21 protein-coding genes are annotated in these 20,929 nt (G+C 71.5%); 15 read left to right on the top strand and 6 right to left on the bottom strand.

Features of this window, described 5'->3' with window-relative positions; genetic code table 11:
• Positions 1–125 precede the first annotated feature (125 nt).
• The 6 genes from GCL84_RS26565 (at position 126) to GCL84_RS26540 (ending at position 7,747) form a co-directional block, all read left to right on the top strand.
• Positions 126–773, top strand: coding sequence for an ABC transporter permease (locus tag GCL84_RS26565; RefSeq protein ID WP_156758296.1), 648 nt, complete (start codon positions 126–128; stop codon positions 771–773).
• The gene (locus tag GCL84_RS26560) at positions 766–1,968 is read left to right on the top strand and encodes an ABC transporter ATP-binding protein (RefSeq protein ID WP_235926746.1); all 1,203 of its coding nucleotides are present in this window, start codon (positions 766–768) and stop codon (positions 1,966–1,968) included. Before GCL84_RS26565 ends, GCL84_RS26560 begins: the two co-directional genes overlap by 8 nt.
• A gap of 35 nt (positions 1,969–2,003) precedes the next feature.
• Positions 2,004–2,720: an ABC transporter permease gene (locus GCL84_RS26555; protein WP_156758390.1), complete on the top strand. Its 717-nt coding sequence runs from the start codon at positions 2,004–2,006 to the stop codon at positions 2,718–2,720.
• Position 2,721: 1 nt separating this feature from the next.
• Positions 2,722–3,693, top strand: coding sequence for a glycine betaine ABC transporter substrate-binding protein (locus GCL84_RS26550; protein WP_156758295.1), 972 nt, complete (start codon positions 2,722–2,724; stop codon positions 3,691–3,693).
• Positions 3,694–3,849: 156 nt separating this feature from the next.
• Complete coding sequence (locus GCL84_RS26545) at positions 3,850–5,814, top strand: Hsp70 family protein (RefSeq protein WP_156758294.1); 1,965 nt, start codon at positions 3,850–3,852, stop codon at positions 5,812–5,814.
• 76 nt (positions 5,815–5,890) lie between these two features.
• Positions 5,891–7,747: an Hsp70 family protein gene (locus GCL84_RS26540; RefSeq protein ID WP_156758293.1), complete on the top strand. Its 1,857-nt coding sequence runs from the start codon at positions 5,891–5,893 to the stop codon at positions 7,745–7,747.
• 7 nt (positions 7,748–7,754) lie between these two features.
• Here GCL84_RS26540 and GCL84_RS26535 read toward each other — a convergent pair whose 3' ends face one another.
• A complete protein-coding gene (locus GCL84_RS26535; protein ID WP_156758292.1) occupies positions 7,755–7,937 on the bottom strand; it encodes a hypothetical protein in 183 nt (60 codons plus the stop codon).
• Between GCL84_RS26535 and GCL84_RS26530 the strand changes: the two genes are divergently transcribed.
• From GCL84_RS26530 to GCL84_RS26500, 7 genes are all read left to right on the top strand, one after another.
• Positions 7,930–8,124 (top strand): DUF3046 domain-containing protein, encoded by a 195-nt coding sequence (locus GCL84_RS26530; protein WP_156758291.1) that lies wholly within the window; start codon positions 7,930–7,932, stop codon positions 8,122–8,124. The genes GCL84_RS26535 and GCL84_RS26530 overlap by 8 nt on opposite strands.
• Positions 8,125–8,293: 169 nt before the next feature.
• Positions 8,294–9,346 (top strand): recombinase RecA, encoded by a 1,053-nt coding sequence (gene recA / locus GCL84_RS26525; protein WP_156758290.1) that lies wholly within the window; start codon positions 8,294–8,296, stop codon positions 9,344–9,346.
• 11 nt (positions 9,347–9,357) lie between these two features.
• Positions 9,358–9,978, top strand: a complete 621-nt coding sequence (locus tag GCL84_RS26520) for a regulatory protein RecX (RefSeq protein ID WP_156758289.1) — start codon at positions 9,358–9,360, stop codon at positions 9,976–9,978.
• Between the two features lie 432 nt (positions 9,979–10,410).
• Positions 10,411–10,695, top strand: a complete 285-nt coding sequence (locus tag GCL84_RS26515) for a hypothetical protein (protein ID WP_156758288.1) — start codon at positions 10,411–10,413, stop codon at positions 10,693–10,695.
• Between the two features lie 110 nt (positions 10,696–10,805).
• Entirely contained in the window at positions 10,806–11,588 is a 783-nt protein-coding gene (locus tag GCL84_RS26510; protein WP_156758287.1) for a hypothetical protein, read from the top strand.
• 19 nt (positions 11,589–11,607) lie between these two features.
• On the top strand, positions 11,608–13,506 hold the full coding sequence (locus tag GCL84_RS26505; RefSeq protein WP_156758286.1) for a fumarate reductase/succinate dehydrogenase flavoprotein subunit: 1,899 nt from the start codon (positions 11,608–11,610) through the stop codon (positions 13,504–13,506).
• Between the two features lie 3 nt (positions 13,507–13,509).
• Positions 13,510–14,259, top strand: a complete 750-nt coding sequence (locus tag GCL84_RS26500) for a succinate dehydrogenase/fumarate reductase iron-sulfur subunit (RefSeq protein ID WP_156758285.1) — start codon at positions 13,510–13,512, stop codon at positions 14,257–14,259.
• A 67-nt stretch (positions 14,260–14,326) separates the two neighbouring features.
• On the opposite strand, the gene GCL84_RS26495 is transcribed toward GCL84_RS26500, so the two are convergent.
• From GCL84_RS26495 to GCL84_RS26480, 4 genes are all read right to left on the bottom strand, one after another.
• Complete coding sequence (locus GCL84_RS26495) at positions 14,327–15,220, bottom strand: amino acid ABC transporter permease (RefSeq protein WP_156758284.1); 894 nt, start codon at positions 15,218–15,220, stop codon at positions 14,327–14,329.
• Complete coding sequence (locus tag GCL84_RS26490) at positions 15,217–15,867, bottom strand: amino acid ABC transporter permease (protein ID WP_156758283.1); 651 nt, start codon at positions 15,865–15,867, stop codon at positions 15,217–15,219. Before GCL84_RS26490 ends, GCL84_RS26495 begins: the two co-directional genes overlap by 4 nt.
• 84 nt (positions 15,868–15,951) lie before the next feature.
• Positions 15,952–16,833 carry a glutamate ABC transporter substrate-binding protein gene (locus tag GCL84_RS26485; protein WP_156758282.1) on the bottom strand — a complete coding sequence of 294 codons (882 nt, stop codon included), beginning with the start codon at positions 16,831–16,833 and terminating at the stop codon, positions 15,952–15,954.
• Between the two features lie 80 nt (positions 16,834–16,913).
• Complete coding sequence (locus GCL84_RS26480; protein ID WP_156758388.1) at positions 16,914–17,642, bottom strand: amino acid ABC transporter ATP-binding protein; 729 nt, start codon at positions 17,640–17,642, stop codon at positions 16,914–16,916.
• 202 nt (positions 17,643–17,844) lie between these two features.
• On the opposite strand from GCL84_RS26480, the gene GCL84_RS26475 reads away from it, so the two are divergent.
• Both GCL84_RS26475 and GCL84_RS26470 read left to right on the top strand, forming a co-directional pair.
• Entirely contained in the window at positions 17,845–18,525 is a 681-nt protein-coding gene (locus GCL84_RS26475) for a response regulator transcription factor (RefSeq protein WP_156758281.1), read from the top strand.
• Positions 18,526–18,556: 31 nt separating this feature from the next.
• The gene (locus GCL84_RS26470) at positions 18,557–19,954 is read left to right on the top strand and encodes a sensor histidine kinase (RefSeq protein ID WP_156758280.1); all 1,398 of its coding nucleotides are present in this window, start codon (positions 18,557–18,559) and stop codon (positions 19,952–19,954) included.
• Here the strand turns inward: GCL84_RS26470 and GCL84_RS26465 are convergent.
• A complete protein-coding gene (locus GCL84_RS26465) occupies positions 19,951–20,886 on the bottom strand; it encodes a TAXI family TRAP transporter solute-binding subunit (protein ID WP_156758279.1) in 936 nt (311 codons plus the stop codon). The genes GCL84_RS26470 and GCL84_RS26465 overlap by 4 nt on opposite strands.
• Positions 20,887–20,929: the final 43 nt, after the last annotated feature.

Genomic DNA, 20,929 nt, shown 5'->3' with positions numbered 1-20,929 from the left:
TGACATCCGCTCGAATCCATCCACAGGGATGGGGGTGAATGTCGAGCCGCACCTGTGGACAGTGGGTTGCCGGGTCGCGGCGGTTGCCGGAATGCTGTCGCGACAACCGAAGGGAGGCAGCCCGAATGAACCTGTGGGATTTCATCGTCGACCGGTGGGATCGTCTGCTGCCGGAAGCCGCGCTGCACGCCAGCGCCGTCATCCAGTGCACCGCCATCGCCACCGTGATCGGGGTGGCGATCGGCATTGGCGTCTACCGCAGCCCGGCCGGGTCGGCCGTGGCCACGGCGCTGACCAGCGCGATCCTCACCGTTCCCTCGTTCGCCCTGCTGGGGTTGCTGATCCCGGTGCTCGGCCTCGGGGTGGCGCCCACCGTGGTGGCGCTCGTCCTCTACGCGCTGCTGCCCATCGTTCGTAACACGATCGTCGGGTTGTCCGGAGTGGACATCGCGATCACCGACGCGGCCAAGGGCATCGGCATGAACCGGACGCGCGTCCTGACGCGCGTCGAGCTGCGCCTGGCGTGGCCCGCGATCCTCGCGGGCATCCGCGTCGCCACCCAACTCCTCATGGGCATCGCGGCGATCGCCGCCTACGCGAAGGGGCCCGGCCTGGGCACCGAGATCTTCTCCGGGCTCGTCCGCGCGGGCAGCGCCAACGCCACCAACCAGGCGCTCGCCGGGACCCTCGGCATCATCATCCTGGCGCTGATCGTCGACGGCGCCTTCGTCCTGCTCGGCCGACTGACCATCCCGAGGGGGATCCGTGACTGACCAGACCACCGACTCGGACCAGCCCGGCCCCGCCGACCACACGGGCGTCGAGATCACGCTGGAGAACGTCACCAAGCGCTACCCCGGGCAGAAGGCGCCCGCGGTCGACAACGTGTCGATGACCCTGCCCGCGGGGCAGATCACCGTGTTCGTCGGCCCGTCCGGCTGCGGCAAGACGACCACCATGAAGATGATCAACCGGCTGATCGAGCCGACCTCGGGCCGCATCGACCTCGGCGGCGAGGACGTGCTCAAGATCGACCCGGACCGGCTGCGGCGCAAGATCGGCTACGCCATCCAGCAGGCGGGCCTGTTCCCGCACATGACGGTCGCGCAGAACGTCAGCGTCGTCCCGGGCCTGCTCGGCTGGGACAAGAAGCGCACAGCGGCCAGGGTCGAGGAGATGCTCGACCTCGTCGGCCTCGACCCCGACTTCGCCACCCGCTTCCCCCGCCAGCTCTCCGGCGGCCAGCAGCAGCGCGTCGGCGTCGCCCGCGCGCTCGCCGCCGACCCGCCGGTGCTGCTGATGGACGAGCCCTTCGGCGCCGTCGACCCGATCACCCGGGGCAACCTGCAGGACGAGCTGCTGCGCCTGCAGGGCGAGCTGGGCAAGACGATCGTCTTCGTCACCCACGACTTCGACGAGGCGGTCAAGCTCGGCGACCGGATCGCCGTGCTGGGCGCGCGCTCGAAGGTGCTGCAGTTCGACACCCCCGAGGCGATCCTCGCCAACCCGGCCGACGACACCGTCGCCGGTTTCGTCGGCGCGGGCGCCTCGCTCAAGCAGCTGTCCCTGCTGCGCGTGCGCGACGTCGAGTTCGACCGGGACAAGGCCATCACCGCCACCCTCGACGACTCCGTGCCGGAGCTGCGCGAGCGGCTGACCAGGGGCAAGCTGCACTTCGCCCTGGTGCTCGACCGGCGCAACCGCCCGGTCCGCTGGGTGCACGTGCGCGACCTGGTCTCGGCCACCTCGCTGGCCGAGGCGGGCAAGCCCGTCGGCGACCTGGTCTCGCTCAAGTCCACCCTGCGCGACGCGCTCGAGGCCATCCTCACCGAGGGCGGCAACGCCGCGGTCACCGGCGCCAAGGGCGAGTACCTGGGCACCATCGGCCTCGAGACGGTCACCGAGGCCATCGCCGCCCTGCGCGAGGAGTACACCGACGAGCCCACCACCGAGGGGGAATCGGCGTGACGACGGTCGACACCCGCGCCAGGCGCGCGGAGCGGATGCGGATGCTCGGGCAGCCCATCGCCGTGGTCGTCATCGTCGGCGCCGTGCTGGTCTGGGCGTTCTCCGGTGAGCTCGACTCCATCGAGAAGGCCAACATCAACGCCGCCAAGCTGCTCCGCGACACCTGGGACCACCTGGTCATCTCGTTCGTGGTGACGGCCATGGTCGTGGTGATCGCCGTCCCGCTCGGGGTCATCGTGACCAGGACCTGGGCGCGCTGGGCGGCCCCGGTGGTGCTCGGCGTGGCCACCGTCGGCCAGGCGGCCCCCGCCATCGGCGTGCTGGTGCTGTTCTTCCTCTGGACCGAGTGGGAGGGCCTCTGGGCCGCGGCGATCCCCATCGCGGTGTACTCGCTGCTGCCCGTCCTGCGCAACACGGTCGTCGGCATCCAGTCGGTCGAGCCCGCGCTGGTCGAGGCGGGCCGCGGCACCGGGATGTCGGGCTCGGCGGTGCTGCGCCGGATCGAGCTGCCGCTGGCCGTGCCGCTGATCCTGGCGGGCCTGCGCACCTCGCTGGTCCTCGCGGTGGGCACCGCGACCCTGGGCGCCTTCGTCAACGGCGGCGGCCTCGGCCTGCTCATCGACACCGGGTACAAGCTCAACCGCCCGACCGTGCTGATCACCGGCGCGGTGCTGGCGGTCGGCCTGGCCCTGCTCGTGGACTGGCTCGGCGCGCTCGCCGAGCGCTGGCTCGGACCGAAGGGGCTGCGCTGACATGCCGAAACTCAAGCTCAGGACCGCCGCTGTCGCCGCGGTCTGCGCCACGCTCGCCGGCTGCGGGCTCTCCAGCGACTTCGCGCTGCCGCTCGACGTGGTGCGCGGGGCCGAGGCGGGGCAGGGCGACCTGTCCGGCGTGCAGATCATCGTGGGGTCCAAGGACTTCACCGAGCAGATCATCGTCGGGCACCTGACCGAGTTCGTGCTCGCCGCGGCGGGCGCCGACGTCGTCGACCTGACCAACATCCAGGGCTCCAACAGCTCCCGGCAGGCGCTGGTGTCCGGCGACATCGACATCCAGTGGGAGTACACCGGCACCGCGTGGGTCAGCTACCTCGGGCAGAGCGCGCCGATCCCCGACGAGCAAGAGCAGTTCGAGGCCGTGCGGGAGATGGACCGCGAGAACGGTCTGGAGTGGCTCGACTACGCGGAGCTGAACAACACCTACGCCTTCGCCATGCGCAAGGAGGTGGCCGCGCGACTCGGCGTCGAGAACACCAGCCAGATCGCGGAGCTGGTCAAGTCCCAGCCGCAGGAGGGCACCTTCTGCCTGGAGACCGAGTTCATCAGCCGCGACGACGGGTTCCCCGGCGTGCAGAAGGCCTACGGGTTCACCGTCCCGCCGGGCAACGTGAAGATCTTCGGCTCGGGCGCGGTGTACGCGGCACTGGGCAACGGGGCGTGCAACTTCGGCGAGGTCTACACGACCGACGGGCGCATCATCGCGCTCGACCTCGTGCTCATCGAGGACGACAGGAAGTTCTTCCCGCAGTACAACATCGCCCCGGTGGTCCGCACCGAGTTCCTCGAGGCGAACCCGCAGATCCGGGAGGTGCTCGAGCCCCTGGTCGAGCGCATGGACAACCGCACCATGCAGGAGCTCAGCGCCGAGGTGGACGTCGACGGGGCCGACCCGGTCGAGGTCGCCCGCGACTACCTGCTCGAGGAGGGGGTCATCGCCCTGCCGTGACCGCCGGGGCCCCGGGCCGCGCCGCCCGGGGCCCCGGCAGATCCCGCACACCCGCGAGATGGGCGGACCCCGACCGCCGCGCGTATCGCTCGTGGGAGCATCAGCGACACACCTGGCGCGTGGGCCTGGCGCCGTGGTGGTGATGAGGGGAGAGCAGTGAACGTCCTGTCGGTGGATCTCGGCACCTCGAACACGGTCGCCGTACTGGCCGCGCACGGTCGCCCACCGCGCGTGGTCGACGTGGACGGCGCGTCGATGATGCCCTCCGCCGTGTTCGCCGCCGAGGGGGGCGAGCTCGTCGTCGGCCGCGACGCCGAGCGCCGCGCCCGGCTCGACCCCGCCCGCTTCGAACCCAACCCCAAGCGCCGCGTCGACGAGGGCACCCTGCTGCTCGGCGACCAGGTCGTGCCCGTCACCGACGCGCTGGCGGGCGTGCTGCGCCGCGTCGTCGACGAGACCACCCGCCAGCTCGGCGGGGGCAAGCCGGACGAGGTCCGGCTGACCCACCCCGCCCAGTGGGGCCCGGTCCGGCGCAACGTGCTGCTGTCGGCCGCCAGGCAGGCGGGCTCGGGCTCCAACCTCGCGCTGGTCCCCGAGCCGGTCGCCGCCGCCGCGCACTTCGCCTCCTTCCCCGGCCAGACCCTCGCCGCGGGCCAGGCGCTGGCCGTCTACGACCTCGGCGCGGGCACCTTCGACGTGGCCGTCGTCGGCGCCACCCAGAGCGGGTTCGCCGTCCTCGCCGAGGCGGGCCTGCCCGACCTCGGCGGTCTCGACGTCGACCAGGCACTGCTCGAGCACGTCGGCCGCGCGGTGTCGCACCGGGACCCGGCTGGCTGGCAGCGGCTGCTGCGTCCGGAGTCCACCAGCGACCGCCGCGCCCAGCGCACCCTGCGCGAGGACGTCAAGGCCGCCAAGGAGGCGCTGTCGCGGCACCCGCAGACCGAGGTGCCGCTGCCCGACCCGTTCGACGACGTGCTGGTCAGCCGGGTCGAGCTGGAGGCGCTGATCCGGCCGGGCATGCTGCGCAGCGTGGAGCTGCTGGCCGCCACGATCCGCACCACCGGCCTGACCCCCGAGCAGCTCGTCGGCATCTACCTCGTCGGCGGGTCCAGCCGCATCCCGCTGGTCGCCCAGCTCATCGCCGAGCAGCTGCGGGTCGTGCCGACCAGCCTCGACCAGCCCGAGACCGCCGTCGCCCTCGGCGCCCACCACGTGCCCCAGGAGGGCATCACCCTGCGCACCGGCGACATGTCCGGCGCGGTCGACGCCGTCGCCCGCACCCGCGCGGTCATCCCGCCGCGCACCGGCGGCTTCACCTCGGGCGAGACCGCCACGGTCCAGCACCCCAAGTTCCCCAGCGGCCCGCAGCAGCGGCCCGCCCAGCAGAACCCCCCGTCGCGGCCCGTCCCGGCGCAGAACCCCGGCCCCCACGCCGCCGCCCCGCGCAACCCGCAGTCGAACCCCGTCCCGGCGCAGAACCAGCAGCCGAGGATGAACTCCCAGCCCCTGCCCCAGCAGCGCCAGCCGCAACCCGGGCCGCACCAGCAGGCGCCGCACTTCCCGCAGCAGCGCGCCGGGTCGAACACCAAGCTGTGGGTCGTCCTGGGCTCGGTCGGGCTGGCCCTCGTCCTCGTGCTCAGCGTCGTGCTGGCCACCACCGGCGGCAGCGACGTCGCGGACTGCTCCGACACCAAGACCGACTCGCAGGGCTTCACCGGCTGCATGCGCGAGCTCGCCAGCCAGGTCGCCGAGCGGAACTGCCAGTCGGGCATGCGGATCAACGGCGAGACCCTCGACACCGACGGCGCCGCGGCGGTCACCTGCGACCTGGGCAACGGGTACAGCGCGCTGTACTACCAGTTCCCCAACCAGAACCAGGTGATGTCCAACATCGAGCAGGCGTTCACCGAGATGGGCTCGTCGCGCTCGGCCTCGACCAGCGCCAAGTGGAGCGGTGCGGGGCTCACCGGCACCTACTACGCCGTCGACCTCGGCGGCCAGGGTCTGCTCTTCTTCACCGTGGACGACACCCCGCTGCTGGGCGCCGTCGTGAGCATCGGCGGCGGCTCGAGCACCCCGCTGGTCGACTACTTCACCAGCACGGTCAAACCCGGCGCCTGACCTGCCGTGCCCCGCCGGGGCGCTGTGCGAGACTGACCGGGGCGGGACCCGGGCGGTCCCCAGCGGGAGGGGAAGAATGCGGGTTCTGTCAGTCGACCTCGGCACGTCCAACACCGTCGCGGTGCTCTCCGCGCACGGCCGCCCACCCCGGGTGGTCGAAGTGGACGGTTCGGCGACGATGCCCTCGGCGGTGTTCGCCGAGGAGGACGGCTCGATCGTGGTCGGCCGCGACGCCGAGCGCCGCGCCCGGCTGGACCCCTCGCGCTTCGAGCCCAACCCCAAGCGCCGCATCGACGAGGGCACGCTGCTGCTCGGCGACACCGTCGTCCCGGTCTCCGAGGCGCTGGCCGCGGTCCTCAAGCGAGTCGCCGACGAGACCTCCCGCCAGCTCGGCGGCGCGGCCCCCGACGAGGTCCGGCTGACCCACCCCGCGCAGTGGGGACCGGTGCGGCGCAACGTGCTGCTCTCCGCCGCCCGCCTCGCCGGGCTGGGCTCGGCGCTGGTGCTCGTCCCCGAGCCGGTCGCCGCCGCCGCGCACTTCGCCTCGCTCGGCCACACCCTGCTGCCCGGCCAGGCGCTGGCCGTCTACGACCTCGGCGCGGGCACCTTCGACGTCGCCGTGGTCGCCGCGACCCAGTCCGGGTTCGCCGTGCTCGACGAGGGCGGCCTGCCCGACCTCGGCGGCATGGACGTCGACCAGACCCTGCTCGAGCACGTCGGCCGCCAGGTCTCGCACCGCGACCCGGCGGGCTGGCAGCACCTGCTGCGCCCGGAGACCACCGCCGACCGCCGGGCCAGGCGCGCGCTGCAGGAGGACGTCAAGGCGGGCAAGGAGGCGCTGTCGCGGCACCCGCAGACCGAGGTGCCGTTGCCCGAGCCGTTCGACGACGTGCTCGTCACCCGCAGCGAGCTCGAGGGCCTGATCCGGCCCAACATGCTGCGCAGCGTGGAGCTGCTGGCGGCCACGATCCGCGCCACCGGCCTGAGCACCGACCGGCTCAGCGGCATCTACCTCGTCGGCGGGTCCAGCCGCATCCCGCTGGTCGCCCAGCTCATCGCCGAGCAGCTGCGGGTCGTGCCGACCAGCCTCGACCAGCCCGAGACCGCGGTGGCGCTGGGCGCGCACCAGGTCACCCAGGAGGGCATCAGCCTGCGCACCGGCGGGGTCAACCAGTCGACCGCCCCGGCCGCGCCCGCGGGCCTGCCGACGCCCCCGCCGCCCACCGGCGGGTTCCCGGCGCAGCACCCGACCGCGCAGCAGCCCGTCCACCACCAGCCCCAGCACCAGCAGCCCGGCTACCCCACCCCGCCGCCCGGGTTCACCGCCCAGTACACCGCCCCGCTCGGCACGGACTTCCCGACGCCGATGGGCACCGACTTCCCGACCCCGCCGCGGCGGACGGGCGGGCGCGGCAAGGTCGTCGCGGCGGTGGGCGCGGCGGTCGTCGTCGTCGCGGCGGCGGTCGGCGGCTTCTTCCTGCTCTCCGGCGACGACCTGCCCACCGCCGAGGCCTGCCAGAGCGCGGGCGCCCGCGACGGGCAGGGCTTCACCGAGTGCCTGCGCCAGCTCGCGGGCACGGTCCCCGACGGCGACACCTGCCGGGCCGCCGAGGCCGACGCCCTCGCCGACGTCACCTGCGCGCTGCCGGAGTCCTACACCGTCAGCTACGCCCAACTCGGCTCGCAGGACGAGGTCCAAGGGGTGCTGCGCGAGGAGCTGGGGGCGATGACCGACGGCGACCACGTCCTCGCCGACTGGGGCGGCAACGGTCTCGACGGCAGCTACCGGGCCGGGGTGTCCGGCAGCACCGGGGTGCTGGTGTTCACGGTCAAGGACCGGCCGCTGGTCGGCTGGGTCTCGCGCAGCGGCGACGACCTGACCCCCGACGGGCTCGCCGACTACTTCGCCAAGACCGTCCAGCCGGGCACGTGAGCCGGGGTCAGCGGCCCCGGCGGTTGCGGATCAGGTAGCCGATCCCGAACAGGAGCGCGGAGAGGCAGGCGGCCGCCACCCCGATGTCGAGCCAGAGGCTCTCGGCCGCGGTCGGCCCTTCGATGGCGATCAGGTGCATGCCGCCATTCTGCCAGTTCCCGCCCGTTCTAGACTCGGCGTCGATGCGCATCACCGCCTTCCGGTCCAGGCTCGCCGAGGAGTTCGGCGCCCTGCGGGCCGACACCATCGCCCAGGACCACGTCTTCTCCGCCCTCGGCGGCCGCACCGTCGACCAGGCGCTGGACGCCGGCTTGTCGACCAGGGAGATCTGGCAGGCGGTCTGCGACGCGTTCGAGGTCCCCGCCGAGCGGCGCTGAGCAGGACGGGCGTGTCGGTGCCCGGGGTCGAACACCTGTTCGTTACCCTGTCGGCACGGGGCCAACCGCGCCGAGTTGTCCACAGGACGGCGGCGCCTGGCGAAAAACGTCGGTCCCTGCCCGTAGCGTCTGGCGCGTGAGCACGAAACAGACTCGAGGTGGATCGAAGATGGCACCAGCAGCACCCGACCGGGACAAGGCGCTCGAACTCGCCCTGGCCCAGATCGACAAGAACTTCGGCAAGGGCTCGGTCATGCGACTGGGCGACGAGGGCCGGGCCCCCGTCCAGGTGATCCCGACCGGGGCCATCGCCCTGGACGTGGCCCTGGGCATCGGCGGCCTGCCGCGCGGGCGCGTGGTCGAGATCTACGGCCCGGAGTCCTCCGGTAAGACGACGGTGGCCCTGCACGCGGTGGCCAACGCCCAGCGCCTGGGCGGCATCGCGGCGTTCATCGACGCCGAGCACGCGCTCGACCCGGACTACGCCAAGGCGCTGGGTGTCGACACCGACGCGCTCCTGGTGTCGCAGCCCGACACCGGCGAGCAGGCGCTGGAGATCGCGGACATGCTGATCCGCTCCGGCGCGCTCGACATCCTCGTCATCGACTCCGTGGCGGCCCTGGTGCCCCGCGCCGAGATCGAGGGCGAGATGGGCGACAACCACGTCGGCCTGCAGGCCCGGCTGATGAGCCAGGCGCTGCGCAAGATGACCGGCGCGATGAGCAACACCGGCACCACGGCCATCTTCATCAACCAGCTCCGCGAGAAGATCGGCGTGATGTTCGGGTCCCCGGAGACCACGACCGGTGGCAAGGCGCTGAAGTTCTACGCCTCGGTCCGCCTGGACGTGCGCCGGATCGAGACCCTCAAGGACGGCGGCGAGCCGGTCGGCAACCGCACCCGGGTCAAGGTCGTGAAGAACAAGGTCGCGCCGCCGTTCAAGCAGGCCGAGTTCGACATCCTCTACGGCAAGGGCGTCAGCCGCGAGGGCTCGCTGATCGACATGGGCGTCGACCAGGGAATCCTGCGCAAGTCCGGCGCCTGGTACACCTACGAGGGCGACCAGTTGGGGCAGGGCAAGGAGAACGCCCGCAAGTTCCTGCTGGAGAACCCCGACGTGGCCAACGAGGTCGAGAAGCGGATCAAGGAGAAGCTCGGCATCGGGGCCAAGCTGGACGTCGAGGAGACGGCCGCCGACGCCGCCGCCCCGGTCGAGTTCTGAGCGGACCGGTCATGACCGGTCGCAAGTACCCACGCAGGACCGGGGGGTCGGGCGCGGACTCGACCTCCCGGGCACCCGGCGCCGGGCCGGGGGAGCCCGGCTCGTCCCGCCGGTCCGGGTCCGCCCAGGACCAGGACCCGGCGGCCAGGGCCAGGGACATCTGCTACCGCTTGCTGGCCATGCGCGACCACACCCGGCTCGAGCTCGAGCAGGGCCTGCACAAGCGCGAGATCCCGCCGGAGGTCGCGCAGGAGGTGCTGGCCAAGTTCGACAAGGCGGGGCTGATCAACGACGAGGCCTTCGCCGAGTCGTGGGTTCGCGCCCGCCACGCGAACAAGGGCCTCGGCCGCCGCGCGATCGCTCAGGAGCTGCGCCGCAAGGGCGTGGACCAGACCATCGCCGATGACGCCCTCGAGGTGGTCGACGCCGACGCCGAGGAGTCCCGCGCCCGCGAGCTGGTCCGCCGCAAGCTCCCCGCCACCCGGGGCCTGGCCGCCGAGGTCCGCCTCCGCCGCCTCGTCGGCATGCTCGCCCGCCGCGGCTACTCGGAGGGGCTGGCCTTCCGGGTGGTCAAGGCCGAGCTGGCCACCGAGGACGAGGACGTCCCGGACTGGGACCCCACTTCGGCCTGACCGCCCGCCGGCCCCGCCGCCATGACGGGCAGGCCCCGATCCACGCCTCCACGCGTCGTGATCGGGGCCGCCCCGGGCACTCCCCGCCGCCTGGCGCTGTCCCGCACTCCGAGACGATCCCGAACCACTTTCCGGGGATTTCAGGCGTGCCTGGCACCCAATATGGCGTGCGTGACATCACAATTGGTTCAAATGTTCAGATACAACGCTTGAGCTGCGCTTATTCCCTCTTGTCGGCCATCTGGGGTACCCACTGTGTGGCGCACCTCATACGCGCTTTTGCGCCACCAACGCCTGTCGGGGTGGGGACACGTCCTGGTCTGTGGTACTTGTCACATCTGCTCTTGCCGGGCACAGTCGGCAGTGAGCGGCACCGGTACAGCGGCGTATCGGCCACGAGGCCGCGAACAATCGGTAGACGGAGGTGCTGACATGACGAGCACGGAGCTGGGTGAGCTGCAGCGGACCCTCGGGCAGCTTCGCCACTGCGTGGGCGCGCTGCGCGGCGTGTACGGCGACATCCCCGCGGTGCGGCGGCTCACCAACGACGTCGAGCGGATGGACATCGACGCTGGGGACCTGATCAGCCCGCGGGCCCCCGAGCCCCGGGTGCCCGTCCTGGTCGAGCGGGAGGTCGTGCACATCCCCGACACCCCGTACGACCCGGCGCTGTGGCAGGGCGCCGACGACGAGGGTGTGGGCGGCTACCAGCGGTAGCGCCCACCCGGCTCGCCGACCCGACACCGGGCCCGCCGCCGCGGCACGAACACCGACGAGGCGGCGGGCAGGCGTCCCACGAGCGGTCCTTCCACCGACGAGAGGACACCATGACGGCAGGCGTTGGCGGCCCCACCCGGGCGAAGATCACCGCGCGCACGCTGCGGACCGACCGGTGGTGGCTGCCGCCGCTGCTGACCAACCTGGGCCTGTTCGCCTTCATCGCCTACGCGACGGTCCGCTCGTTCATGGGGAAGTGGTACTGGGTCGGCGAGTTCGGGTACCTGACGCCGTTCTACTCGCCGTGCCTGAGCGACTCCTGCCTGCCCGGGGCCAGCCACTTCGGCACCCCGCTGCCGGAGCTGCCCGGCTGGATACCGCTGGGGTTCGTGGCGCTGCCGTTCCTGCTGGGCTTCCGGCTGACCTGCTACTACTACCGCAAGGCCTACTACCGGTCGGTCTGGCAGTCCCCGCCCGCGTGCGCGGTGGCCGAGCCGCACGGCAGCTACTCGGGGGAGACCCGGCTGCCGTTGATCGTGCAGAACGCCCACCGGTACTTCTTCTACGTCGCCGTGGTCATCAGCGTGGTCAACTCCTACGACGCGGTCCTGGCGCTCACGCACGGACTCGGCCTGGGCAACCTCATCCTGCTCGTCAACGTGACCCTGCTGTGGGCCTACACGCTGTCCTGCCACTCGTGCAGGCACGTCGTGGGCGGTCGGCTCAAAAACTTCTCCAAGCACCCCGTGCGCTACAAGGCGTGGACGCTCATCTCCAAGCTCAACACCCGCCACATGCAGCTCGCCTGGACGACACTCGCGACGCTGGTGATCACTGACCTCTACGTGATGCTGGTGGCCAGTGGCGCCATCTCCGACCTGCGGATCATCTGACCCCGCGAGAAAGGACACCATGACCGAGGTCGAGCGGCACGCCTATGACGTCGTCGTCATCGGGGCCGGGGGCGCCGGGCTGCGGGCGGTGATCGAGGCCAGGCAGCGCGGCCTGCGCGTCGCGGTGGTGTGCAAGTCCCTGTTCGGCAAGGCGCACACGGTGATGGCCGAGGGCGGCTGCGCGGCCTCGATGGGCAACGCCAACCCCAACGACAACTGGCAGGTCCACTTCCGCGACACCATGCGCGGCGGGAAGTTCCTCAACAACTGGCGCATGGCCGAGCTGCACGCCAAGGAGGCCCCGGACCGGGTCTGGGAGCTGGAGACCTACGGCGCGCTGTTCGACCGCACCAAGGACGGCCGGATCAGCCAGCGCAACTTCGGCGGGCACACCTACCCGCGCCTGGCCCACGTCGGCGACCGCACCGGCCTCGAGCTGATCCGCACCATGCAGCAGAAGATCGTGTCGTTGCAGCAGGAGGACTTCGCCGAGTCCGGCGACCACGAGGCCCGGATCAAGGTCTTCGCCGAGGTCACCGTGACCGAGTTGGTCAAAGACGGCGACCGGATCGCGGGCGCGTTCGGCTACTACCGCGAGACCGGCCGGTTCGTGCTCTTCGAGACCCCGGCGGTGGTGCTGGCCACCGGCGGCATCGGCAAGTCGTTCAAGGTCACCTCGAACTCCTGGGAGTACACCGGCGACGGCCACGCGCTGGCCCTGCGCGCCGGGGCGAGCCTGATCAACATGGAGTTCGTCCAGTTCCACCCCACCGGCATGGTCTGGCCGCCCAGCGTGAAGGGCATCCTGGTCACCGAGGGCGTGCGCGGCGACGGCGGGGTCCTCAAGAACAGCGACGGCGACCGGTTCATGTTCGGCTACGTGCCGGACGTGTTCAAGGGCCAGTACGCCGAGAGCGAGGAAGAAGCCGACCGCTGGTACGAGGACCAGGAGGCCAACCGCCGAACCCCCGACCTGCTGCCGCGCGACGAGGTGGCGCGCGCGATCAACACCGAGGTCAAGGAGGGGCGCGGCTCCCCGCACGGCGGGGTGTTCCTCGACATCGCCAGCAGGCTGCCCGCCGAGGAGATCCGGCGCAGGCTGCCCTCGATGTACCACCAGTTCAAGGAACTGGCCGACGTCGACATCACCGCCGAGCCGATGGAGGTCGGGCCGACCTGCCACTACGTCATGGGCGGCGTGGAGGTCGACCCCGACACCGGCGCGGCCACCGTGCCGGGGCTGTTCGCGGCGGGGGAGTGCTCGGGCGGCATGCACGGCTCCAACCGCCTGGGCGGCAACTCGCTGTCGGACCTGCTCGTCTTCGGCCGCCGGGCGGGCCTCGGCGCCGCGTCCTACGTGGAGGGCCTGGCCTCGCGGCCCACCGTGCCCGCCGAGGCCGTGGACACCGCGGCGAAGGCGGCCGTGGACTCCTTCGACCCGGACGTGGCAGGCCCCCCGGAGAACCCCTACACGATCCAGAACGAGTTGCAGCAGGCGATGAACGACCTCGTCGGCATCATCCGCAAGGCCGAGGAGATGCAGCAGGCCCTCGACAAGCTCGAGGAGCTCAAGCGCCGCCTGCCCAACCTGGTCGTCGAGGGCCACCGCCAGTTCAATCCCGGCTGGCACCTCGCCCTCGACCTGCGCAACATGCTCCTGGTCAGCGAGTGCGTCGCCCGCGCCGCGCTCACCCGCACCGAAAGCCGCGGCGGCCACACCCGCGACGACTACCCGATGATGGACTCCCAGTGGCGCAACACCCTCTTGGTCTGCACCGCCGAGGACTCCGGCGTCGCGGTGGTCGGCAAGGAGCAGACCCCCATGCGCGAGGACCTCTTGACCTTGTTCGACCTGCCGGAGCTGGAGAAGTACTACACCGGCGCCGAACTGACCGCGCACCCGGGACGGGGGGAGTAGGCGATGGCGTACCAGGCCGAGTTCCGGATCTGGCGCGGCGACGACGCCGACGGCTCACTGCTGGACTACACCGTGGAGGTCAACGAGGGCGAGGTCGTCCTGGACATCATCCACCGCCTCCAGGCCACCCAGACCCCCGACCTCGCCGTGCGCTGGAACTGCAAGGCGGGCAAGTGCGGCTCCTGCTCCGCGGAGATCAACGGCCGCCCCCGCCTGCTGTGCATGACCCGCATGTCCACCTTCACCGAGCAGGAGACCATCACCGTCACACCCCTGCGCGCGTTCCCGGTGATCCGCGACCTCGTGACCGACGTGTCCTTCAACTACACCAAGGCCCGCGAGATCCCCTCGTTCGCCCCGCCCCCCGGCGTCGGACCGGGGGAGTACCGCATGCAGCAGATCGACGTGGAGCGCTCGCAGGAGTTCCGCAAGTGCATCGAGTGCTTCCTGTGCCAGGACACCTGCCACGTCGTCCGCGACCACGAGGACAACAAGGACAGCTTCGCGGGCCCCCGCTACCTCATGCGCGTCGCCGAACTGGAGATGCACCCGCTCGACTCCCGCGACCGCGTGCGCGAGGCGCAGGACGAGCACGGGCTGGGCCTGTGCAACATCACCAAGTGCTGCACCGAGGTCTGCCCCGAGCACATCGCCATCACCGACAACGCACTGATCCCGATGAAGGAACGCGTCGCCGACCGCAAGTACGACCCGATCGTGTGGCTCGGCGACAAGCTTTTCCGGCGGGGGTAGGACTTTCGCGGAAGGAGCGGTGGCCCGGTCCAGGAGGACCGGGCCACCGTGCTGTTCAGCGAGGCGGTCAGGACCCCACCGCGCCCGTTCCGGTGGTCGCGGGCAGCGTCGCCGCGCGCCCGTCCTTTGTGCGAGCGGTCTTCTTGCCCTGGCTGAGCCTGCGCTCGGTGTAGACGGCGAGCCTGCTCAGCGCGTAGTTGAGCACGATGAAGATGATGGCGATCAGCAGGTAGGTCTGGATCGGGTTGCCGAGCACCTCCTTGATCTGACCAGCGACGCGCACCAGCTCCTCGTAGCTGATGATGAAGCCGAGCGAGGTGTCCTTGAGGACCACGACCAACTGGCTGATCAACGCGGGCAGCATCGCCCGGAACGCCTGCGGCAGCAGCACCATCCGCAGCACCTGGCCCCTGGTGAGGCCCAGGGAGGCGGCCGCTTCCTGCTGCCCGCGCGGCAGCGAGTTGATGCCCGCGCGCACGATCTCGGCGATGACCACCGAGTTGTACAGCGTCAGGCCGATCACCAGGTACCACATCGGGTCCATGTCCGCGCCCAGCGTGGGCAGCACGCGGGCGGCGAAGAAGATGGCCACGACCACCGGGATGCCGCGCAGCAGCTCGACGAGCCCGACCACGGCCCAGCGGTACCAGCGGGCCGCGGTGACCCGGGTGACCGCCAGCAGGGTGCCGATGACCAGCGAGAACACCATCGCCAGCGCGGCGGCGGTCAGGGTGGCGCCGAGCGCGGTGCCGATCCGCTGCCACACCAGGGGGAACTGGGCGTCGGTCGGGTCGAACAGCGGGGCCCACTTCTCCGCGGCGAACTGGTTCTGGTCGTCGAGCCGCATCGCGACCAGGGCGAGCCCGGCCAGTAAGGCCAGCCCGGTGAGGACGCTGAAGATCAACACCCGGCGCTTGGCACGCGGACCGGGGACGTCGTAGAGGACGGATGTGGTGCTCATCGGGCGATCGCCACCTTGCGCTCGAGCAGGTTCAGCAGCATGCCGCCGGGGATGGTGAGGATCAGGTAGCCGATCGTGACGCCGATCAGCACCGGCAGGATGGCCTCGCCGCGCGAGCTGGTCAGCGTGTCGCTGACCGCGAAGAGGTCGCCCCCGACGCCGAAGGCGCCCGCGATGGCGGAGTTCTTCACCATCGCGATGATCACGCTGCCCAGCGGCGGCACCACGGTGCGCAGCGCCTGCGGCAGGATGATGCTCGACAGCGACTGGGTGAAGGTCAGGCCGACCGCGCGCGCCGCCTCGGCCTGGCCCGCGGGCACCGAGTTGATGCCCGCGCGGATCGCCTCGCAGACGAACGCGGCGGTGTAGAGCACCAGCGCGGCCACGCCGAACCAGAAGTACAGGCCGTTGACCCCGATCTCGGGCAGGCCGAAGGCGCAGAAGAACAGCACCACGGTCAACGGGCAGTTCCGGAAGACGTTCACGTACGAGGTGCCGACCCAGCGCAGCGGCGGGACCGGGGAGACGCGGAACGCGGCGATGACCGTGCCGAGGACCAGCGCCCCGACGAACGCGTACGCGCAGAACTCCAGCGTGGTGAGGAACCCGTCCCGGTATTGGGCGAAGTTGTCGAGGATGACGTTCAACGTGGTCTCCGAGCCCGGTCACGGCTCGGGGCGCCTGCCGACCGGCGGGAAGGCGGGCGCCCCGAGCACGGGATCAAACAGTTGTCAGCTACAGGTGTCCAGCTCGGGCAGCTTCGGGGTCTCCGGGGAGACCTTGCCCGCGGTGTCCTTCCACGCCTTGTCGTAGCTGCCGTCGGCGACCGCGTCGGTCAGCGTCTTGTTGATGAACTCGCAGAACTTGGTGTCGCCCTTCTTGATGCCGATGCCGTACGGCTCCTCGGTGAAGGGCTTGCCGACCAGCTTGAACTCGTCGTTCGAGCCGTCGACCAGGCCGAGCAGGATGACGTTGTCGGTGGTCACGGCCTGCACCTGGCCGGTGCGCAGCGCGTCGGCGCACTTGGAGTACCCGTCGAACAGCACGACGTTCGCCGGGTCGACGTACTCCTTGATCTTCTCGGCCGGGGTGGACCCGATGACCGAGCAGACCTTGGCGTTGGCGGCCTTGAGGGTGTCCGGGCCGGTGATGGTGGAGTCGTCGGACTTGACCATCAGGTCCTGGCCCGCCTCGTAGTACGGGCCCGCGAAGGAGATGCGCTCCTTGCGCTTGTCGTTGATGGTGTAGGTCGCCACCACGTAGTCGACCTTGCCCTGCTCGATGAACTCCTCGCGGACCTTCGACTGGGCCTCGACCCACTCGATCTTGTCCGCGGACAGGCCCATCTTCGCCGCGATCAGCTTGGCGATCTCGACGTCGAAGCCGGTCGGCGTGCCGTCGAGGCCCTTGAGGCCGAACAGCGGCTGGTCGAACTTGGTGCCGATCTTGACCTTGCCCGCATCCTTGAGCTTGGCCATCGTCGTCCCCGCCTCGAAGTTCGCCTCGGCGTTGACCGACGGCTGGTTCGAGGTGTCGCTCGAACCGCCGCAGGCGGTCAGGGTGACGGCGAGGGCGGTGGACACGGCGCCGGCCATCAGGCTCCGGAGTCGCATGTCTGCTCCTTCTTGTCGTCGGCCCCGTCGGAGCCGAACTGTCGCTGCACTGCACTGGTCGGGTTGGCCCCCGACCGGGGTCAGTGCGTCAGGATCTTGCCAAGGAAGTCCCTGGCCCGCGCGCTCTCGGGCGCGGTGAAGAACTTCTCGGGGGTGCTGTCCTCGACGATCTCGCCGTCGGCCATGAACACCACCCGGTTGGCGGCCTTCCTGGCGAAGCCCATCTCGTGGGTGACCACCAGCATGGTCATGCCCTCGCCCGCCAGGCCGGTCATCACGTCGAGCACCTCCTGGACCATCTCCGGGTCCAGTGCGGAGGTCGGCTCGTCGAACAGCATCACCTTCGGCCGCATGGCCAGCGCCCTGGCGATCGCCGCGCGCTGCTGCTGGCCGCCGGAGAGCTGGGCCGGGTACTTGTCGCCCTGGCTGGCGATGCCCACCCGCTCCAGCAGGTCCACCGCGGTCTTGCGGGCCGTGGCCTGGTCCTGCTTGCGGACCTTGACCGGCGCCAGCATGACGTTCTCGAGGATCGTCTTGTGCGCGAACAGGTTGAACGACTGGAAGACCATGCCGACCTCGGCGCGCAGCCGGGCCAGGTCCTTGCCCTCGGCGGGCAGCGGCTTGCCGTCGATCTCGATCACGCCGGAGTCGATCGGCTCGAGCCGGTTGATGGCCCGGCACAGGGTGGACTTGCCCGACCCCGACGGACCGAGGACGACGACCACCTGGCCCTGGGGGATCTCCAGGTTGATGTCCTTGAGCACGTGCAGCGGCCCGAAGTGCTTGTCGACCGACTGCATGCGGATCATCGGCTCTGTCGACGTCGACCCGGCGGCGGGGTCAGAGGCGGTCATTGAGTCCTCCCACGAGGGCTTTCGTGACGGTGTGACGGTGGATGCTGGCTCGCGATGGCGGAAACCTACCCTCGCGCGTGCCCATGTCCATGTCGCTTGAGCAACACTTAGGGTCTCAACTCTGTCACATGGTCATCGGGGGAAGCGGAGGACACGCGTGCGGGTGCTGCTGGTTGAGGACGATGACCGGGTGGCGGAGGCGCTGACCCCCGCGCTGGCGCGCCGCGGCCTGGCGGTGCGCAGGCTGGCGGCGGGCGCCGGGGTGCTGGACCTGGTCGGCGAGGTCGACGTCATCCTGCTCGACCTCGGGCTGCCCGACGTCGACGGCATCGTCCTGTGTCGACAGATCAGGGCCGCCTCCGGCGAGGTCGCCGTCATCGTGGTCTCCGCCCGCGGCGAGGTCGACGACCGCATACTGGGCCTGCGCGCGGGGGCGGACGACTACCTCGTGAAACCCTATGACGTCGACGAGCTCGTCGCCAGGGTGCACGCGGTCCGCCGCAGGCGCGCCGACCGCGGCCCCGGGCCGACCGGAAGCGCCGAGCTGGCGGGGGTGCGGGTCGACTTCGACCGGCACGAGGTCACAGTGGACGGAGTACCGGTGTCGTTGTCGCGCAAGGAGTTCCAGGTGTTCGCCCAGATCGTCGCGGCCAGGGGCGCGGTGTGCGAGCGGGAGCAGATCCTGGCCGAGGTGTGGGGCAGGGCGGGCGCGGCGGAGAACCGGTCGCTGGACGTGCACGTGGCGACCCTGCGGACCAAGCTGGGCAGGCCCTCGCTCATCGAGACCGTCCGCGGCGTCGGCTACCGGCTCTCCGGGCAGCCCGGCGGACTCGACTGAGTCGTCCTACTGACAGGTCTGGGGGAGTGTTGTGCGCACGCGGCTGCTGGGGATGGTGTGGTTCCTCGTCGCGCTGCTGGTGTCCGGGCTCGGCGTGCCGCTGGCGCTGTCGGTGGCGGGCGCGGAGGGGCAGCGGCTGTTCCTCGACCGGCTGACCGACCTCGAGCGGTTCGCCTCGCTGGCCCAGCAGCCGCTCACCGACGACCAGCCGCGGCTGCTGCGCGGCAAGCTCGACCGCTACGCCGACACCTACGGGGTGACGGTGCTGGTCGTGACCTCCGAACGCGGCTCGGCGGTGGTCTCGGCGCCCGGCGGCGGGCGCCCCGACCTCGACCTGGACGACGACGCGGTGCGGCCCAAGCTCGACGTCGCGCTCGCGGGCAGGCGCGCCGAGCCAGCCACCCTGCTGATGCCCTGGGACACCGACCCGCTGGTGCTGGCCTGCCCGGTCCTGGCCGACGGCGAGGTGCGCGGCGCGATCATCACCGTCTCGCCCACCGACCGCAGCCGCACCCGGATCACCTGGTGGTGGATCGCCGTCGGTGCGGGCGGCCTGCTCGCCTTCGCCCTGGCGCTGTCGCTGGCGGTGCCGGTCGTGCAGTGGGTGCTGCGCCCGGTGCGCAGGCTCGACGAGGCCACCGGGGAGCTGGTCAGCGCGGTGGTCAGCGGCCGGTCGGTCGACCAGGTCGGCGAGGCCAAGGGCCCGCCGGAGCTGCGCAAGCTCAGCCGCTCGTTCGACCGGATGGCCGCCAGCGTCGGCGACACCCTCGCCGCCCAGCGCGCGTTCGTCGCCGACGCCTCGCACCAGCTCCGCAACCCGCTGACCGCGCTCAAGCTGCGCCTGGTCAACCTGGAGGGCCACGTCGACCGGGACGCCGACGACCACCGGGTCGCCGCCATCGCCGAGTCCGACCGGCTCAACCGCATCCTCGACGAGCTGCTGTCCATGGCCCGCGCGGAGAACGCCGACGGCGAGCTGGTCCCGGTCGACGTGGACACCGTCGTCACCGACCGGGCCGCGGACTGGCGGGTGGTCGCCGAGGCCAACGACATCGCCCTCGACGTCGAGACCGCGGTGTCGCCCGCCCGCGCCCTGGTGCCCCCGCGCGGCGTCGACGCCATCCTCGACGCCCTGCTCGACAACGCCCTCAAGTTCACCGGCCGCGGCAGCGCCGTCGAGGTCACCGCCACCGTCGAGGACGACCGCGTCCGGCTCACCGTCCGCGACCACGGCCCCGGGCTGCGCCCCGACGAGCTGGCCAGGGCCACCGACCGCTTCTGGCGCAGCCCCAGCCACCAGAACGTCCCCGGCTCCGGACTCGGCCTGGCCATCGTCGCCCGCCTCGTCGACCGCGTCGGCGGCGACCTCACCCTGGCCCTGCCCGACGGCGGCGGCCTCGCGGTGATCGTGGAGGTCCCCGCGGTCTAGATCTTCTGCTCCTGGTAGTACCGCAGCGCCCCCGGGTGCAGCGGCACCGGGTCGGTCTCGATCCCGGGCAGCTCGTCGATCGCCAGCGCCGCCTTGTTCACCGCCACCAGCCGCTGCCGGGCCTCGTAGAGCCCCCGGGTCAGCTCCTGCGCCACCTCGTCGGCCATCGCGTCGGTCACCAGGAGGAAGTTCGGCACCGCCAGCGTGGTCACCGCGCGCTCGGTGTCGTAGGTGGTCGCGGCGATGGAGGCGGTGTTGTAGACCGGGTACTGCTTGCGCACCTCGGGCAGCACGTCGCCGAGGTCCAGCAGCCGCAGCAGGCCCGCCCCGGCCAGCTTGGCCATGCCGAGGCTGGGCAGGCCGCCGGACCAGAACAGGCCGTCGATCGTGCCCTCGCGCAGCATCTGGCCGGCGGCGTCGAGGTTGACCGGCACCTGGTCGGTGGCCAGGTCCGCCACCCGCAGCACCCGCTGGGCGATGACGACCGTGCCCGAGTCGGCGGTGCCCACCGCCACCCGCTTGCCCGCCAGCCCGGCGAGGTCGGTGATGGCGCTGTCCGCGCGCACGGCGACGTGCAGGTAGTCGTCGTAGATGCGGGCCAGCGCGCGCAGCCGCTCGCCGCCGCCGCGGGGCTGGGTGGCCACGTCGGCGGCGCTGAACCCCACGTCGGCCGCGCCGGAGAGCAGCCGGTTGAGGTTGTCGACCGACCCGCCGGTCTGCTGGACCTCGACCCCGGCCAGCCCCAGGTCGGCCCGCCACACCTCGGCGAGCGTGCCGCCCAGCGCGTTGTAGACCCCGGCGGGGGAGCCCGCGGCGACCCGGACCGTGGTCCCGGGGAAAGTGGCGTCACACCCGCTGACCAGGGACGCGGCGGTCGCGAGACCCACGAGCAGCGCGGCCAGCCGTCGGACCGTGCCGTGGGTGCGCACCATTGCCCGATGGTGCCAGACAGTGCGCCAGAACACGCGCGTACCC

The sequence above is a fragment of the Actinokineospora pegani genome (genome assembly GCF_009745975.1).
Classification (GTDB): Bacteria; Actinomycetota; Actinomycetes; order Mycobacteriales; family Pseudonocardiaceae; genus Actinokineospora; species Actinokineospora pegani.
Note: the sequence above shows the minus strand (reverse complement) of the source record. Positions and strands in the feature narration are given on the sequence as shown.